Here is a 16,988-nt window from a genome sequence, read left to right as displayed (position 1 = left end):
TTAAGAAAGTGCGCAGGAAAGTTTCTTTCTGGCGGCCATAGAGGGCAATTTCTTCACAGTCATCGGCTCCACAAATGACCGCTAACAAGGTGATTACCAAAATATCAAGTAACAGATGACGTTTACGTCGATTTAATCGAAAGTCCGGTACGTCGGCAAAGAAAGTAGTCCAATCCATGCCACAAAGATCGGTACGGCACGGAAAAGCTCCATTTTAATGCGTTTAACCTGATTTAAAAAGACAAATCATTGATAATCATCGAATCCTAAAATTTCACCTCTTACTATAAACATTTGATAATCAATGGTATAATAAAAATAGATCCAAGTTTTAGAACTTACTACCAGAGTCGGGTAGAATGAATAACTACGTTTCTTTTCTTGGCCTAACCCTACCTTTTTCATAAGGTCCCAATTAGTTACAACGCCTTATCGTAAAGGCTGCCCATGGATGATAGGGGTTTAATGCTTACTAAATGAAGAAATATTATCCCCTCGTCCGAACTTTACACCTGTACTTTGGTCTATTTATCAGTCCCTTCGTGCTCATTTTCAGTGTCAGTGTCCTGGTATTTAACCATGCAGGCTTTTTGGACCGCCTAACGCCGGTGAAAGCACTGCCCGTGGAAAAAATCAAACTGGACGGCATCCCCAGGGACACCAGCGACTTGTTAACGGCCAAAGCCATTATCGCTAAGCTGGGCATTGAGGGAGAGATTGACTTCATATCCATCAATGAGGATCATATTTCCTTCCCCGTACTAAAACCAGGACTACGAACCAAAATCGAGGTCGATACCCGTACCGATAGCGTACGGATTAGCCGGCAAGAGGAAGGTTCCTTACGGGCCACTAGTTACCTGCACACCATGCCCGGTCAACACAATGCGCGGTTGCGGGGTAATTCGATATTCCTGAAAATTTGGAAGCTGATGGCCGATGGGGTGGTTTATCTGCTCTTGCTGCTTACCGCCAGTGGTATCTTTTTATGGTGGTGCTTAAAAGTAGAACGGCGGCTGGGTCTGGCGGCTATTGCTCTGGGCGTGCTTTTATTCTCGGCTCTGCTGCTACTCATTTTTTAATATTTATTTCTACTGTTATGCCCACCACCCCCTTGGTCAAAGCACTTAATTACTGGAATCGTAAACTGCACATCCATATCGGGCTATTCTTACTGTTCTTCATCTGGCTCTTTGCTTGCTCGGGTTTACTCCTAAATCACAGCTCATGGAAGTTTGCCAGTTTCTGGGAGGAAAGAGAACAAACAACTACGCAAACCCCGATTCAACTGCCCGCCACGCTGGATAGCACGCTAGTGATCCGTCAGGTGGTTCGACAGCTGGGCATTGCCGGGGAGGTCAGTGAGGTAAAAATGACGCTTGATAGCGTAGATTTTCGGGTCACTGTGCCAGGTCATGGCCGGAATCTACATGTCGATTTCAGAAACGGTCTTTGTACCCAGAAAGCGTTTAGGTTTAACCTGTGGGGGAAGCTACGTACCCTGCATACCTTCAACGGAGCTAGCAAAACCCACCCTGAATCAGGTCCTAACTGGTGGGTCACCACAACCTGGGTTCTGGCTATGGATGGCATTGCCCTGGGCCTTTTATTTCTGTGCGTCAGTAGCTGGGTGATGTGGTACAAAGTGCGCCGGGAGTTTGCTTGGGGAGCCCTTGTTTTAGGGCTTGGCTTGCTTGGTGCGGGCTACTTTGTCTTTTTATTGAGAATGGTGTAATCCCCCCTACCGGTGCTTTCCATGGCTATCGTCGTAATCCCATGCTGCCGTAAATGGTCAATGAGCTGTTGGTGATCCTGGGTATACACCCCAAAGGATCGTACGTTTTCCTTGTTCTGATCGATGGCTACCCAATGTTCGCGGGAGCCGATATGAATGCCAGCGGCTTGCGCATTGATAACTGGAAGAGTTGCCGTTTGCTTTCCCATACGAATTGATGATTATAGGGGTGAAATGGCTTCAGGGAATGGTATGAGCAGATAATTGACGTAAAGAAAACGCGACACAATCCACCCCAGAAGCCTGAGGAATGGTTATCGAGTTATTTTTTGCCAGAGGAAACCGGAGCATCACTATTTACGTAAAATCACTTGTTTTAATTGAAATATGGGAGGAAGCCGATCCAATTTTAAACCAACTCTTTTCCGACTTCCAGTCCGAAAAGAGTACATTTAACAGCGCGGCCACTCGCTCATCATTGAATTACAATACGCCTTAGCCAAATGCTTCTGAAACTGTTTTCAGGGGCTTTTGGCTAAGCTATTAAGCCTTCATGCTGTGAGCACCTTTCGCCATTTTACGGCAGGCATCAGCGCACCGGCGGCAGGCTTCAGCACAGGATTTGCAATGGTCATGGTCGTGTTTTTCGCACTCAGCCGCGCATGCTTCACACAGATGGGCACAGAGTTGACAGACGTCGGCCGCGTGTGGGCTGTTACTGGCCATAAATGATACGGCGGTGTAACAGATTTTAGCGCAGTCGCGGTCGAGCCGGATGCAGGTGACCATCATCTTCACGTCCTGCTCACTCAGGCAGGCTTCGGCACAGGCGTCGCAGCTTACGGCGCAATCCTGGCAGGCTTCAATACAATCTTGGTACTTTTGGGGGGCTAAGGTAGTTGCCATCATAAAAAAGTTTAGTTCTCAGATTTATAAACCTTGTACCAGTATATAGGTTTAGTGAGTATATGCCGTTCCCTCAGGATATGGCCTGTATCTATAAATTTTGTAACGGCCCTGCCAAATACTGTAATTCTTTTTACTCGAAAACCAACTAGGTTTGTACTGATAACTCGCTTCTATCATGAAAACACCGTTTCATATCCGCCTGATCTGCTGTTGGCTGGCCCTAGTGGTCCTGCTGAGCAGTACGGGATTTGGTATGATTGATCATTGGTGTCAGATGCGCGGACATACCAAGTCGCTCCTGTTAACCAAAGACGAGTGCGCTACCCCCTGCCAGTCAGTCGAGGCCATAGGTCCCATTTCGACGGAGAACACGGTAAAAAAAATGCCCTGCTGCAAAACACAGCTTTCGTATGAGCACCTCGACGTAAGCCGTTTTGTTGCCGACCAACACAGCCCCGCTGCCCCTCAGCCTGCTGAATTTATTCCCAACCCTGCGTTTCGCCTGTTGCTGGCGGCCATTCAGCCAACCGGTGCCGTGACAGCGATCAGTACCGACGACCATCTGTTCCGAACGGGTCGCTATCGGCTTACTTCCCTCTGTACCTGGCTTATCTGAGCCTGTTTTTCTGATTTCCCCATTCACTGACAGGACTGCTACGGTATGTACCTGATGGTGCTTATTTGGCGTTTGGCCAATTTTGCCCGGTGCATTTTACATTATAGCGCCCCTGGCCTTGTCCTATTTCTAATTCATCAATTACGCTAAGTTTCATTCTATGAAAAAGTTACCTATTGCGGCAACCATAGTATCGCTGTTCGCTTTGTCGGGCTGCATGAATATGGATCACTCACAACCCATGCAGCCAGAATTAAACATAAACTTTCCGGCGGCTTACGTAGTGAATGCTGAGGGGAATAGTTTATCGGTCATTGATCTGACCACCCAACAGGTGAAAGAAACCATTTCATTCGGCACGGCGTCGATGAGCCATTCGGGTACCATGACCGATATGATTATGTGGCCGCACCACATCTACCTGTCGCCCGATGGCGGCAAACTCGGCGTGGGTGTACCCGGCATGGACCTCAGCGCGGGCCATTCGGGTGGCATGACGGGTATGCAAGGCCGCGTGCTGGTCGTGGATGCCAAAACGGGCCAAACCGCTCAGAACCAGCAAACGCCTGTGATGAACCACAACGCCGTGTTCTCTCCCGATGGCTCCGAAATCTGGACGTCACAAATGGATATGGCCGGGCAAGTATTGGTGTATGATGCCACGACATTCGCTCTCAAAAAAACGATTCCAGTCGGTATGGAACCCGCCGAGGTGACAATGTCTGCCAATGGCCAATATGCATTTGTGGCAAACGGCATGAGCAATTCGGTGACGGTAATAAAAGTAGCCGATAAGTCAGTCGTTAAAACGATTGCGGTTGGCGAAGACCCCGTGGGCGCCTGGCCGGGCGCTGACGGGAAAATGTACGTGGATAATGAAAAAGGGCAAAGTGTCAGCGTCATCGACGTGGCCACGCTAACGGTTGTGGAAACGATACCGCTTGGGTTTACGCCCGGCTATGTAGCTTATAATGCCACTCGCAATGAGCTTTGGGTAAGTCAGGCTGGCACGGGAACGGGGGTGGTCATTTTTGAACGGATGGGCAATGCCTGGATGAAGATGGGTACGGTAGCAACGGGGCTGGACGCTCATGCCATTGTTTTCACCAAAGACGGCAGCACGGCTTATGTTACCAATCAGGGGGCGGCAACGGTATCGGTCATTGATGTGGCGAAACGGACTAAGTTGAAGGATATCGCGGTGGGTAAAAAGCCAAATGGCCTCGTGCTCAGGCAGTAAAATAGAATGGTTAAATCGAACGCATCGGATGAGAAACTACGCACATAGGTTCATTGTTGGGCTACTTCTTAGCTCCTCATTTTACTCAGGCGAAGTGCTGGCCCACCCGAAGCCTCAACATAAGCCGCCACAGTCGGATTCTACCCGGATGTCGGCTCAAAAAGCCAGTCTGGAAGCAGCACCGATAACCGAAATGCACCCCATGCCTGCGCCCTTGGACGACTACCCAACGTATCACCCGGTAGTGGTTCACGCGCCTATTATGTTACTTATGCTGGCCGCACTTTTGCAGCTTGTTGTCCTGTTTAAACCGTCGGGGCCGCTTAACTGGCTCACGCTGGCCATTGCCCTCGGTGGTACCGTAGGGGCTTATGTGGCAGGTTCGCTGGTACACCCGCATACGGGTGAATTGAGTGATGCCGACCAGCACGCGCTGGAGTCCCACGAAACCTATGCCGACTATACCCTCTGGCTGGGCTTGGCCGGTACGCTGCTCAAAGGCATCACATTCTGGCGACCGCAAAAATGGCTGGAAGGCGTTACGGCAGTTGCTTTGGTAGGGGCCGGGATTGCCGTAGGGATGGCGGGCGACCAGGGTGGAGAACTGGTCTATAAATATGGCATTGGGCCGCGCGGTGCTTACCTGGAACAGCACGACGAAGACCAGGGCACTGCGCATCATCACGACCATGAAAACCAGGAAGAAGAACGTAAATAACTCCTTATGAACCGTACCTGGCACCTTCGCATTCGTAAAACGCACCGCTATCTGGGTTTATTTATTGGCATCCAGTTCCTGCTGTGGACGCTGGGTGGATTATATTTCAGCTGGTCAAGCCTCGATGATATTCACGGCGATCACCTTAAACGACCTGCTAAAACAATGCCATTGAGTGTATCGCTGGTCTCACCGTCAATCCCAATACAGTTGTTAAGTCAACGGGGTGTTTCCGGTTCGTTGCTGGGTGTGCAGCTAATCGAGGTCTTGGGAAAGCCGGTGTACCAATTGTCGTATCAACTGACCGACAGCAACGGACAGACGATGCGCCACGTGCAGTTAGCTGATACCCAAACGGGAAATCTTCGGGCTGAACTCACCAAAACCGAAGCCGTTGCCCTGGCGCAACAGCGGTTTGCCGGCTCCTCGGCAGTAGAACAGGTTGAGTACCTGACCACTACCAATGGCCACCACGAATACCGTGAAAAGCCGTTGCCTGCTTATGCTGTTACGTTTCAGCAACCAGCCCATGCCATAGTATATGTAGCGGCTCAACTAGGAGCCGTGCAGACCATCCGTACTGACCCTTGGCGCGTATTCGACCTGCTCTGGATGCTCCACACAATGGATTATCAAGGCCGGGATGACATTAATAATGGCCTGCTCCGGGCATTTTCTATTCTGGGTCTGCTGACTATATCCTCCGGCTTTGCCCGCGTCGGCGGTCCGACTGTATTTTGTGTCATCGCCCCGCTTCCGGCGCAATCCCAACCGGGTGCAAAAATCAACAATTGCTTAATCTATGTTTCATCCAATCAATTTCTGTAAATCAATGAAAACCATTCGTTTCTCATTAGCCGCTATGGCCTTCTCGTTTCTATCTCTCATCGCCTATGCCCAGTCAACGGCACCGGCGTTAACGGCTTATTATGGTGTAAAAGATGCGTTAGTGGCCACTAACGCTACCGAAGCCAAAACCAAGGCAACGGCTTTAGTGGCGGCCCTGAATAAGGTAGAGGCCGCCAAACTGCCAGCTGCCGATAAAAAAGCCCTTGCTACGGCCAAAACCAGTGCTGTGGCGATCAGCAAAACGACCGACGTGGACACGCAGCGTAAGCAGTTTGAAGACCTGTCGGCCAGTATGATCACGCTGGCAAAAGCTACCAAACCTGCTAAAACCTACGTGCAGTATTGCCCGATGGTTGCTGCCTCGTGGTTGAGCAGTACCAAAGACGTTCGCAATCCGTATTACGGCGATAAAATGCTCAAGTGCGGGTCAGTAAAGGAAGAAATTTAACTGGCACCAAGCCCGAAACAGCTTACAGGCTGTTTCGGGCACTACGTTTCGACGATGGCTCAACAGGAACTCTTTATCAAAAACATGGTGTGTGACCGTTGTATTCGGGTTGTTCGCCAAGAACTGGAACAGTTAGGCTACTTGGTTGCGGAAGCCGAATTGGGGCGAGCCGTTATTGACGGCCCATTAGCTGACTTGACCCGAATCGAATCCATGCTGGAAAGTCATGGCTTTGCGTTGCTGACTGACAAAACCACCAGGGTTGTCAGTCAGGTAAAAACGCTGATCATCGAGTTGATACAGAGCGGGCGTATTGCCAGTTTCAACATTACCCTGTCAGATTACTTATCCGGGCAGGTGGGATTGGACTATGCACACCTGAGCCACCTGTTTTCGACCACGGAGAACCTGACCATCGAAAAATTCTGGATTATGCAGCGGATCGAACGGGCCAAAGAATTGCTCAGCTATGATGAAGAACCCATCAGCGAAATTGCCCGGCAGTTGGGGTACAGCAGTGTAGCGTATCTAACCAATCAGTTTAAGCAGATAACCGGCATGACCCCCGCAGCTTACCGGAACCAGAACATCACGGATCGAAATCCGCTGGACTGGATTTAAGCGGGCAAAAAAGTTGACAGTCCGGGCGGGAATTCTGTAACGAAACCAAGCCGCTTCCCAGCGATATTTGTTCTATAACCAAGATTAAAGAACAAACGCTATGGAAACGATAAAAATGAAGACCAATATCAAGTGCGGGGGCTGCGTGGCTTCGGTTACACCTTTTCTCAACCAGTCGGTGGGCGAGGGTAATTGGCAGGTCGATACGCAGAATCCCGATAAAGTACTGACGGTGAAAACGGTCGGCGTAACGGCCGATACCGTTAGAAAAGCCGTTCAGCAGGCGGGCTATAAGGCCGAGGTGCTGTCGTAACGGATAGTTACTTCGTCGTGAAAAAGCCGCCTTTACCGGGCGGCTTTTTTATGGGCCGCCCCATCGAAACCAGATGCTTAATACACTCAGTTATGATTGAGGGCTTAATCAAATTTTCGCTCCGTAACCGGTTCATTGTCCTGCTCATTGCCGCCGGGCTGTTCGGCTGGGGTGCGTATTCAGTGAAGACGAGCAAAATCGACGCGATTCCCGACCTGTCGGAAAATCAGGTTATTGTCTTCACCGAGTGGATGGGCCGCAGCCCGCAACTTATTGAAGACCAGATTACCTATCCGCTCGTGACTAATTTGCAGGGGCTGCCGCAGGTCAAATACGTGCGCGGTACGTCCATGTTCGGGATGAGTTTTGTATACATCATCTTCAATGACAAGACGGATGTGTACTGGGCGCGGGAGCGGGTGCTGGAGCGGCTCAACTACGCGGCCCGGCTGTTGCCCGGTGGTGTAACGCCCACGCTCGGCCCCGACGGAACGGGGGTGGGGCATATTCTCTGGTACACGCTCAATGCACCGGGCATGGACCTCGGCGAACAGCGGGCCGTACAGGACTGGTACATTAAGTTTGGCCTGCAAAACGTGCCGGGCGTGGCCGAAATCGCGTCCTTCGGTGGGTTTCAGAAGCAGTATCAGGTGACGCTCGACCCAAACAAACTGACCTACTATGGGCTGTCGGTGCCGCAGGTAATCGGAGCCATACGATCAAATAACAACGAAGCAGGCGGGCGCAAGTTCGAGATGAGTGGCATTGGCTACATCATCAAGACAACGGGCTACCTCCAATCCATTGAGCAGATTCAGAACATCCCGCTCAGAACGCTCAATAGTGTACCGGTGCGCGTAGCCGACGTGGCTACCGTGCAGATGACGGGCGAAACCCGGCTCGGCATTTTCGACCTGAACGGCACGGGCGAAGCCGTGGGCGGCATTGTGGTGATGCGCTACGGCGAAAACGCTGATGCGGTAATTGCCAGCGTCAAAAAGAAAATGACGGAAGTGGCGAAGGGATTGCCCGATGGGGTGAGTTTCAACATCGTGTACGACCGCAGCGGCCTGATTCAGGAATCGGTCAACTCCATAACACACACGCTCATTGAGGAAATGGTGGTGGTGTCGCTGGTGGTGTTTCTGTTTTTGTTACACTGGCGGTCGGCTATCAGCATCATCATTCAGATTCCCATTACCATCGCCACGAGTTTTATTCTGCTCAATGCGTTCGATATTTCCTCCAACATCATGTCGCTAACGGGCATTGCCTTAGCCATTGGTGTTATCGTGGATAATGGCATCATCATGGCCGAGAATGCCTACCGAAACCTGGCTATCCGGCAGGCCGAACTAACGGCAGAACGGGATGAAAAGGAAAGCGTACCCAGGTCGCAAAATGGTACCGATACACCTGACAATGGCCACGGACGAGCCGGAAAAATAACGGGTCTGCCAAAAACCAAATCAACCCCGCAAACGCACGACTAACCATGTGGAAAAAACTAAAAAGCTGGTTTGGCAAGCCCATGTTTGGGCCAAAGAGCTACGCGAAGCGTCGCCCGGTCGAGGTGCCCGACGACGAACGAATCGCCATCATCGAGCGGTCGAGTATTCAGGTATCAAGGGGGGTGTTCTACTCCACCATTATTATCATCACCTCGTTCCTGCCGGTGTTTCTGCTCAGCGGGCAGGAAGGGAAACTGTTCCACCCGCTGGCCTGGACCAAAACATTTATACTGCTGGTCGATGCGTTTCTGGTCATCACGCTGGCCCCGGTCATGCTGTCGATTTTTATGAAGGGCCGTTTCAAGGACGACCATGCCAACCCCATCAACCGCGTGTTGGAGCGGGTCTATGAGCCGGTCATTCGCTGGGTCATGCGCTGGCGTAAAACCACCATCGCCATCAACCTGCTGGCGCTGGCCATTAGTGTGCCAATGTTAATGAGTCTGGGGTCGGAGTTTATGCCGCCCCTGGATGAGCAAAGTATTCTGTTCATGCCCGTTACACTGCCTGATATTTCCAACGCTGAAGTCAAGCGTATTTTGCAGGTGCAGGACAAAATCATCAAGTCGGTGCCGGAAGTAGATGAAGTGCTTGGCAAAGCAGGCCGGGCCTCCACCGCCACCGATAACTCGCCCATCAGCATGATCGAGACGATCATCAAACTCAAACCTAAAGCGCAATGGCGGGCGGGCCTGACCAAACGCGACCTCATCAACGAACTGGATGCTAAACTCCAGATTCCGGGCGTGGTCAACGGCTGGACGCAGCCCATCATCAACCGGATCAACATGCTGTCTACGGGCATCCGCACCGATGTGGGCATCAAAGTTCACGGGCAATCCTTAGACAGTATTTACGCCGTGTCGGAGCAGGTGAAAGCAGCTCTGCAGGGCATACCGGGCATTAATGACCTCTACGTCGAACCCGTTACGGGCGGCAAATACCTGACCGTCGATGTGAATCGGGAAGCGTTGGGCCGCTATGGGTTAAGTGTGGATGATGTGAATGGCGTGGTGGAATCGGCCATTGGCGGCTCCCCCATTGGTCAAACCATCGAAGGCCGTCGGCGATTTTCGATCAATGTCCGGCTGGCGCAGGATTACCGCAACAGCGTGGAGCGAATCCGGCGAATCCCTATTGCAACGGCCGCTTTCGGGACCATCCCGCTCTCGGCGGTAGCCACGATCAAGTTTGAGAATGGCCCGCCCATGATCTCGTCGGATAATGCGCTGTTGCGGGGCGCGGTCATGTTCAACGTCCGCGACCGCGACCTGGGCAGCACCGTGCAGGAAGCCATCGCCAAAGTCGACCAGAACATGAAACTGCCCAATGGGTATTTTCTGGAGTGGAGCGGGCAGTATGAAAACCTGATTCGCGGGCAGCGGACACTGCTCATTATTGCGCCGGTGGTGCTGATCGTCATTTTCCTCTCATTGTACCTGGCCTTTGGGTCGGCGCGGGAAGCGTTTTTGAGTCTGATTACGATTCCATTTGCCCTCATCGGCGGAGCCTACATGGTTTATTTCTACGGGGTAAACCTGTCGGTGGCCGTCGCGGTGGGTTTTATCGCCCTGTTCGGCATTGCCGTGGAAACGGGTGTTGTGATGGTCATTTACCTCAACGATGCCATGAAGCAACTCGTGGCCCGGCAGGGTAATTCCCGCGACACCATCAGCCGCGATGACCTCCGCGAAGCGGTCATCAACGGGGCCGCCAAACGGCTCCGGCCCAAAATCATGACCGTGTCGGTGGCCCTGTTCGGCCTGGTACCCGTGTTATGGGCGGCTGGCGTGGGCAGTGATGTGATGCTGCCCATCGTGCTTCCCATGATTGGGGGGGTGCTTACGTCCTCGACCCATATATTACTGGTAACCCCATTGATTTTCTTACTCACGAAAGAATATGAACTCCGAAAATTCGGCAAACTTGATGTACTGGCGGCATCCCATTAAGGCGGTTGTTAGCCGGTTGCCCTGGCTAATTAGCTGTGTGTTTTTTGTCCTGACGAATAGCCTGAGTCAGGCGCAGTCCGTACTGCCGCTCGACAGTATCCTGGTTCGTATCGATCAGGACAATCCACTGCTGAAACCCTACGGCAGCCGGGCGGCTGCTGCCCGTGCTTATGCCGAGGGGGCGCGTAGCTGGATGGCCCCGATGGTGGGGCTGGGGACATTCATGATGCCGTATCCGGGACAAACGGTGGAAGCGCAAAACCGGGGCAATATTATGGTGGCCGCTGAGCAGGACATTCCCAACGGGGCTAAACAACGCGCTACGCAGGTCTACCAACAGTCGAAAGCGGCCATTGAGGAAGCCAGCCGGGGTGTTACGCTCAACCAGCTTCGCAGTGATGCCCGACAGCTTTATTATGACTGGCTTGTACTGGGAAAACAGCGGACCATTTTGCTCGAAAACCAGCGCATTCTGCAACTGGCTAAAAAGCTGGCCGACATCCGCTACCCGTACCAGCAGGGCAGTTTGGGGAGTATTTATAAAGCACAGGGACGACTCGACGAACTGGCCAATATGCTGATCATGAACGAAAGCAACGCGGTCCGTAAACGCATTGGCCTGAATACACTGATGAACCGATCTAAAACGGACACGTTTCAAATTGACACCACCTACCGCCCACAAGAACCGGGACTGATGCTGCCGACGACGGAAGAAATTGGGGAGGCCCGCTCCGATATTCAGCGCATCGATCGTCAGATTTTGAGTATGCAGGCAGGTATCGAAGCGCAGCGGGCACAGGTGAAACCCGATCTTCGACTGAGTTTCAGTCATATGTCTCCCCTGAGCCGAATGATGCCGCAGATGTTCACGGCCATGGGTATGATTTCGATTCCGATTGTACCCTGGGCATCGAGGGGCTACAAAGCCGAAATTAAAGGGATGCAACTGGATATACAGGCCATGCGGGCCGAGCGGGAAGGCATGCTTAATGATACCCAGGGTATGGTTGCCCAGATGCTCACCGACATTCGAGCGCTAAGAACGCAGCTGGGTAATTACGAAACCCGGATTATTCCCGCTCTGCGCCGAAACTACGACACCCAGCTTATTGCCTACGAACAGAATAAAAGCGAGTTGCCCCTGGTAATCGACGCCTGGGAAACACTGAATATGACCCAGATGGACTACCTGAACCGGTTGCAGGATTATTATCGCATGATTGTGAGTTATGAAAAAGAACTGGAGAAATAGACGGATGCGCTGGCTGTCCGGCACGCTGGCTGGACTGCTGCTGGTAATGACCGGCTGCCAGTCATCTACGGAGAACAAGGAAAGTAGTTCCCCGGCAAACCGTGCGACCGGTACGCCGGTGCGGGACCGCCCCATTACCAGCGACCGGCCCGCCCACAATCACGGGGCCGAAGCCGTTCAGTACACCTGCCCCATGCACCCCCAGATCGTGCAGGATGCACCCGGCTCCTGCCCCATTTGCGGCATGGACTTGGTGCAAAAGCATCCGGCAGGTGGTGGCGACAGCATGGCCGTAACTGCCGACCTGAAAGCATTGCTCAAGCCGACCAACTCGGTTGTGGTGGCCAACATCGGCACCGTAGAACCCGTACGACGCAGCGAACCCCTTACCGTGAACGCCAATGGCATCATTACGTATGACACCCGCCGACTCTACACCATTCCGGCCCGGTTTGGCGGGCGCATCGAGAAATTGTATGTCCGCTATAATTTCCAGCCGATTCGGAAAGGACAGAAACTTCTCGAACTCTACAGCCCCGATATCGTCACGGCCCAGCGCGAGTTGGTTTACCTACTCGAATCCGATGCGAACAACGCGCCCCTGATTGCCGCAGCGAAGCAAAAACTCCGACTATTGGGGGTAATGGACGGCCAGATTGCCACCCTCGTCAACACCCATAAGCCAAGTTATTCATTAGCCGTATTCAGTCCTTACGATGGCTACGTGGTAGAAGCAACAACCCCGGCACCAGCCGCACCCTCCCAAACGGGGGTTGCACAGTCGGGAAGCGGCATGAACGGGGGCGGGATGGGTACCAATGCTGCCGGGTCAGGCACGGACGAAATTACGTTTGCGCAACCCGCACCAGCTGCCGGGGGGATGGCGGGAACGTCGCCGTTGCTGTTGCGGGAGGGGCAGTATGTATCTACCGGACAAACGTTATTTCGGGTAGTAAACGGCAGCCGGTTATGGGCGGAGTTTCGGTTGTATGCCCGCGATGCTGCCGGTATCAAAGTAGGTGACCCGCTTACCATCAGCTTCGATCAGACTGGCCAGCCCCCGCGTCCGGCGCGGGTGAGTCTGGTGGTGCCGTTCCTGGAAAATGGTGCCCGCTTTACGACGATACGGGCTTATTTATCCGGTAGCAACCGTATCCGCGTAGGTCAGTTGGCCCATGCCGACATTCGCCGACCGGCCACCGAAGGGCTGTGGCTTCCGGCCGCAGCCGTACTGGATTTGGGGAACGAACAGGTGGCTTTTTTACAAACGGGTAACGGTATTTTCCAACCCGTTCGGGTGCAGACCGGCCCGCAGGTGGGCGGTCAAATCGCCATTACGGGCGGGTTGACCGCCGATCAGTCCGTAGCCCGGGATGCTCAGTTTTTAATCGATAGCGAAAGTTTTGTCAACGTAGCCGCCAAAAAATGAACTATCTCAACATAATTTACGGGTTTATGCTGCTGACGCTGGTTGCCTGTACCAAACAGAACGACTCACAGCAAACCACTGATTCGACCGTCGCCCTGAACCAACACCTCGAAGGCCACCAGCATCCGGCCGGAACACAGTATACCTGCCCGATGCACCCTCAGATTGTGCAGGACGCACCCGGTTCCTGCCCCATTTGCGGTATGGACTTGGTGCCGATTAAAAAAAACGATGCTACCAATACCTCGCTCGTCCTGAGCGAAAGCCAGATACAGCTCGCCAACGTTACGGCACAGCCCGTATCCACTGGCAGCATCGGCAACAGCACCGTGCTGAACGCCCGCCTTGCCGCTAACCAGGAAAAAGCAGAAGTCATTAGCAGCCGCGTGGCGGGGCGTATCGAACGGCTGTACGTGAAAGAAGCGGGTCAGGTAGTGCGACGCGGGCAGGTGCTCTACGAGATATACAGCGAGTCGCTGCTTACCGACCAGCAGGAATATCTGGTGGCTCTCCAGCAGGAGCAGGCCTTCCCGGCGGAAAAACGATACACCCAGTTTCGACAGGCGGCTGAGCAGAAACTTCGGCTCTACGGCATGACCCCGGCCCAGATTAGTTTGTTGGCAAAAACCAAAACGGTGCAGTCACGCATCCCATTTGTGGCCCCATCGGGCGGCACCGTGACCGAGATAGCCGTTAGCGAGGGGCAATACGTAGCGGAAGGCGCGTTGCTGTATCGGTTGGTGAATCTGAGTCAGCTTTGGGTCGAAGCCGAACTATATGCCGGGGAATCGGGCTACGTGAAGGTGGGCGACCGCCTGCCGGTGCAGGTAGTGGGCAACGAAGGGGCGCAGAACCTGACGGCGCGGGTAGCGTTTATCAATCCCGAATACCAGGCCGGGAGCCAGGTGTTAACCCTGCGGGCGGTGCTGCCCAATCCGGGTGGGCAGCTTCAGCCGGGACAGCAGGCGCGGGTCACCATCCGGCATGGCGTACAGCGCGGCCTGACCCTGCCCGCCGAAGCCGTGGTACGGTCGGGGGAGGGGGCAGTAGTGTTTGTGCAGACTGATACCAATACCTTCCAGCCCCGCCGGGTGCAAACCGGTACCGAAACTGACCAGCGGGTAGCCATCACGGGCGGACTTACTGGTAGCGAAACTATAGCCATGTCGGGGGCCTATCTGCTATACAGCGAAATGGTCCTTAAAAAAGGCATCAACCCGTTTACGAAGCAGGTGGATACGGAAGGCGTTAAAACCACCCCAACCATTGAGTCGAACCCGGTGCCGGTAGCTAAAAACAAGCAGCCAACGCCCGTAAAATCAGCGAATCCAGTAAATACGTCAACTGTATCTCCTGCCTTTAAAAAGCAGCTTACGGCGGTGTATGACGCATCGTTGAAACTCACCGAAACCTTAATCAATAGCGATACAAAAAAGGCGAAAGCAGCCGCCGACGAGGTGGCGAAATCACTATCGGGAGTCGATATGATGCAGTTGTCGGGGGCCGCGCATACGGCCTGGATGACGCAGTTGAACGCTATGAACACGGCTCTGAAAAGCATTCGCCTGGGGGACGATGTAGAAAAGCAGCGCATGGCCTACGCCCGGTTTGAGGACGTCCTGTATCAGAGCGTAAAAGCCTTCGGCATCACGGAGAAGCCGGTTTACCGCCAGTTCTGCCCAATGGCTCAAAATAATAAAGGCGCTTACTGGCTGAGTGACAAAAAGCCGATTCGTAACCCCTATTTCGGGGAGCAGATGCTAACCTGCGGGGAAACGAAGGAAGTGATTCAATAAGTAATTGGTACATCACATGAAAACGCTCAAAGCAGTCGTATGGCACATCCGCAACCAGGGCAGGAAATGGCTTCAGCAGCTGGCTGCTCACCTGGCGGATTCGTTCGGATACGAATTTCTATCCAAAGACCAAACCGTAGCTTACCTAAATCCCTACCTGAACGCCCTCCATCCTGAGGGATATACGCTGCTTCCCGAAGTACGTGCCGTGGACAACCCGAACCGGATTATCTTTTCGGAAACAGAAATCAGTACCGCTTCCTCACTGGTCTGGCATTACACGGTAGACAGCAGACAGGCGACAGTTTTACGGTGCGGACTACTGATGACCGGCAGAAAAATCCTGAATACGGACTACTGGACGAGTGATGCGCTGCTGGACGGTTTTAAGTTAAGAAAAAGGCCGTTATTGAGGACTAAGGTGCTGTTGGCGCCATTTGGTCATTATTTTGACGGCAATTTCTTTGTAGGCTATTATGATTTTATTTTTCTGGTGGCCGCCAAATTATGCCGTATGAAAGAATCCGTTAGTGCTGAGGATTTTCAACAGGCTATCGTATCCTATCCGCTGATTGGTACTAATTACGAGCGCGAATTCCTGCATTTAATGGGCTTTAGTCCCGACCAGGTTGTAGACAGCCGACGGGTTAGGGTGCAAACCGACAGCTGTTATCTGGGTAATCACGATAATTGGACCCATCAGAATCCGGCGGATGTGCGTCTGCTAAAAAAACACCTTGCCCCACTAATTCAAACGCCACGCACGGCCCGCACCCGGGTCTATATTTGCCGTGCCGGTCGGCGACGGGTTTTGAATGAAGAAGCACTTATTACCTTGTTACTAACCTACAATTTTATTATCGTAGAAGACAAACCCCGATCACTGGCCGACCAATATGCCATTTACCATAATGCCTCATTCATTATGGGGCCTCATGGGGCATCGTTTACTAACCTGCTCTGGTGTGAACCAGGTACGCATCTTTTCGAGTTGTTTGCCGGGGCATACGCGCCCACTCATTTTCTTTATTTAGCTCAATTACTGGGTCTACACTACTCAGCCTATAGCAAAGACGAGGTTGATCCGGTAGATTACACGGCAATCGGTCAGGACATAGAGGTGTCCATCCCGGTACTTGAGCAGTGTCTGAACAAGATTTTCAACAGTGTATAATGAACAGCCCATCCGTAGCCTATCAGAACCATTAGAAACCATTTTTATACGGAGTAGGGCTATTGGGAAATAATTTCTGACTGACATCTACATACATTTTTTCCTTCAACCCCGTTTTGATCAGCCACCAGTTGACGGGATGAGCTATCGGTACCAGTTCTGTCCGATGGCCCGGAACGGCAGAGGTGCCTACTGGCTGAGTGATAAAAAGCCCCTCCGTAATCCCTATTTCGGCGAACAGATGCTGACCTGCGGGGAAACGAAGGAAGTGATTCAATAAACAGTTTTGGGCTGGCAACGACAACATTAACCGTTCATATACGTAGTGGGGACAGGCATTTGTTGCACATTCATCGTGTAAAAATGACCGGATACGATCAACCAGACGCATACACCCGATGATTTTGTAATTCGCTCAGAGA

General features: G+C 52.6%; 18 protein-coding genes and 1 pseudogene. 16 read left to right on the top strand and 3 right to left on the bottom strand.

The features are described 5' to 3' along the window. Window positions 1–178 (bottom strand): transposase family protein (locus B157_RS40575; protein ID WP_169521684.1); only part of this gene is annotated, 178 nt, incomplete at its 3' end. 298 nt (window positions 179–476) lie between these two features. On the opposite strand from B157_RS40575, the gene B157_RS0119340 reads away from it, so the two are divergent. Beyond that, entirely contained in the window at window positions 477–1,082 is a 606-nt protein-coding gene (locus tag B157_RS0119340; RefSeq protein WP_020604959.1) for a PepSY-associated TM helix domain-containing protein, read from the top strand. 17 nt (window positions 1,083–1,099) lie between these two features. Continuing rightward, on the top strand, window positions 1,100–1,735 hold the full coding sequence (locus tag B157_RS0119335; protein WP_020604958.1) for a hypothetical protein: 636 nt from the start codon (window positions 1,100–1,102) through the stop codon (window positions 1,733–1,735). Here the strand turns inward: B157_RS0119335 and B157_RS0119330 are convergent. Next, complete coding sequence (locus B157_RS0119330; protein ID WP_026308811.1) at window positions 1,705–1,944, bottom strand: hypothetical protein; 240 nt, start codon at window positions 1,942–1,944, stop codon at window positions 1,705–1,707. The genes B157_RS0119335 and B157_RS0119330 overlap by 31 nt on opposite strands. Window positions 1,945–2,278: 334 nt before the next feature. Beyond that, a complete protein-coding gene (locus tag B157_RS37570; RefSeq protein WP_084761842.1) occupies window positions 2,279–2,641 on the bottom strand; it encodes a four-helix bundle copper-binding protein in 363 nt (120 codons plus the stop codon). A 178-nt stretch (window positions 2,642–2,819) separates the two neighbouring features. On the opposite strand from B157_RS37570, the gene B157_RS0119320 reads away from it, so the two are divergent. The 14 genes and pseudogenes from B157_RS0119320 to B157_RS0119255 all read left to right on the top strand — a co-directional run. Further along, complete coding sequence (locus B157_RS0119320) at window positions 2,820–3,260, top strand: hypothetical protein (protein ID WP_020604955.1); 441 nt, start codon at window positions 2,820–2,822, stop codon at window positions 3,258–3,260. A gap of 160 nt (window positions 3,261–3,420) precedes the next feature. Beyond that, entirely contained in the window at window positions 3,421–4,500 is a 1,080-nt protein-coding gene (locus B157_RS0119315; protein ID WP_020604954.1) for a YncE family protein, read from the top strand. Between the two features lie 28 nt (window positions 4,501–4,528). After that, entirely contained in the window at window positions 4,529–5,218 is a 690-nt protein-coding gene (locus B157_RS0119310; RefSeq protein ID WP_245565149.1) for a DUF2231 domain-containing protein, read from the top strand. 6 nt (window positions 5,219–5,224) lie between these two features. After that, entirely contained in the window at window positions 5,225–6,046 is an 822-nt protein-coding gene (locus tag B157_RS35770; protein WP_342664706.1) for a hypothetical protein, read from the top strand. Window positions 6,047–6,050: 4 nt separating this feature from the next. Next, window positions 6,051–6,515 carry a DUF3347 domain-containing protein gene (locus tag B157_RS0119300; protein WP_020604952.1) on the top strand — a complete coding sequence of 155 codons (465 nt, stop codon included), beginning with the start codon at window positions 6,051–6,053 and terminating at the stop codon, window positions 6,513–6,515. Between the two features lie 54 nt (window positions 6,516–6,569). Next, a complete protein-coding gene (locus tag B157_RS0119295; protein WP_020604951.1) occupies window positions 6,570–7,136 on the top strand; it encodes a helix-turn-helix domain-containing protein in 567 nt (188 codons plus the stop codon). Window positions 7,137–7,236: 100 nt separating this feature from the next. Continuing rightward, entirely contained in the window at window positions 7,237–7,449 is a 213-nt protein-coding gene (locus B157_RS0119290; RefSeq protein ID WP_020604950.1) for a heavy-metal-associated domain-containing protein, read from the top strand. Window positions 7,450–7,541: 92 nt separating this feature from the next. Continuing rightward, window positions 7,542–8,942, top strand: coding sequence for an efflux RND transporter permease subunit (locus B157_RS0119285; RefSeq protein ID WP_020604949.1), 1,401 nt, complete (start codon window positions 7,542–7,544; stop codon window positions 8,940–8,942). A 2-nt stretch (window positions 8,943–8,944) separates the two neighbouring features. Then, complete coding sequence (locus B157_RS0119280; protein ID WP_020604948.1) at window positions 8,945–10,912, top strand: efflux RND transporter permease subunit; 1,968 nt, start codon at window positions 8,945–8,947, stop codon at window positions 10,910–10,912. Further along, window positions 10,863–12,167, top strand: a complete 1,305-nt coding sequence (locus B157_RS0119275; protein ID WP_020604947.1) for a TolC family protein — start codon at window positions 10,863–10,865, stop codon at window positions 12,165–12,167. Before B157_RS0119280 ends, B157_RS0119275 begins: the two co-directional genes overlap by 50 nt. After that, window positions 12,145–13,596 carry a heavy metal-binding domain-containing protein gene (locus tag B157_RS0119270; RefSeq protein ID WP_026308810.1) on the top strand — a complete coding sequence of 484 codons (1,452 nt, stop codon included), beginning with the start codon at window positions 12,145–12,147 and terminating at the stop codon, window positions 13,594–13,596. The genes B157_RS0119275 and B157_RS0119270 overlap by 23 nt, the downstream gene beginning before the upstream one ends. Continuing rightward, entirely contained in the window at window positions 13,593–15,392 is a 1,800-nt protein-coding gene (locus B157_RS0119265) for an efflux RND transporter periplasmic adaptor subunit (RefSeq protein WP_020604945.1), read from the top strand. Before B157_RS0119270 ends, B157_RS0119265 begins: the two co-directional genes overlap by 4 nt. A gap of 16 nt (window positions 15,393–15,408) precedes the next feature. Further along, entirely contained in the window at window positions 15,409–16,566 is a 1,158-nt protein-coding gene (locus B157_RS0119260) for a glycosyltransferase family 61 protein (protein WP_020604944.1), read from the top strand. A 154-nt stretch (window positions 16,567–16,720) separates the two neighbouring features. Then, window positions 16,721–16,846: pseudogene (locus B157_RS0119255) on the top strand (DUF3347 domain-containing protein); the annotation flags it as partial. Between the last annotated feature and the right edge of the window lie 142 nt (window positions 16,847–16,988).

The organism is Spirosoma spitsbergense DSM 19989 (assembly GCF_000374085.1).
GTDB classification, from domain to species: domain Bacteria; phylum Bacteroidota; class Bacteroidia; order Cytophagales; family Spirosomataceae; genus Spirosoma; species Spirosoma spitsbergense.
Note: the sequence above shows the minus strand (reverse complement) of the source record. Positions and strands in the feature narration are given on the sequence as shown.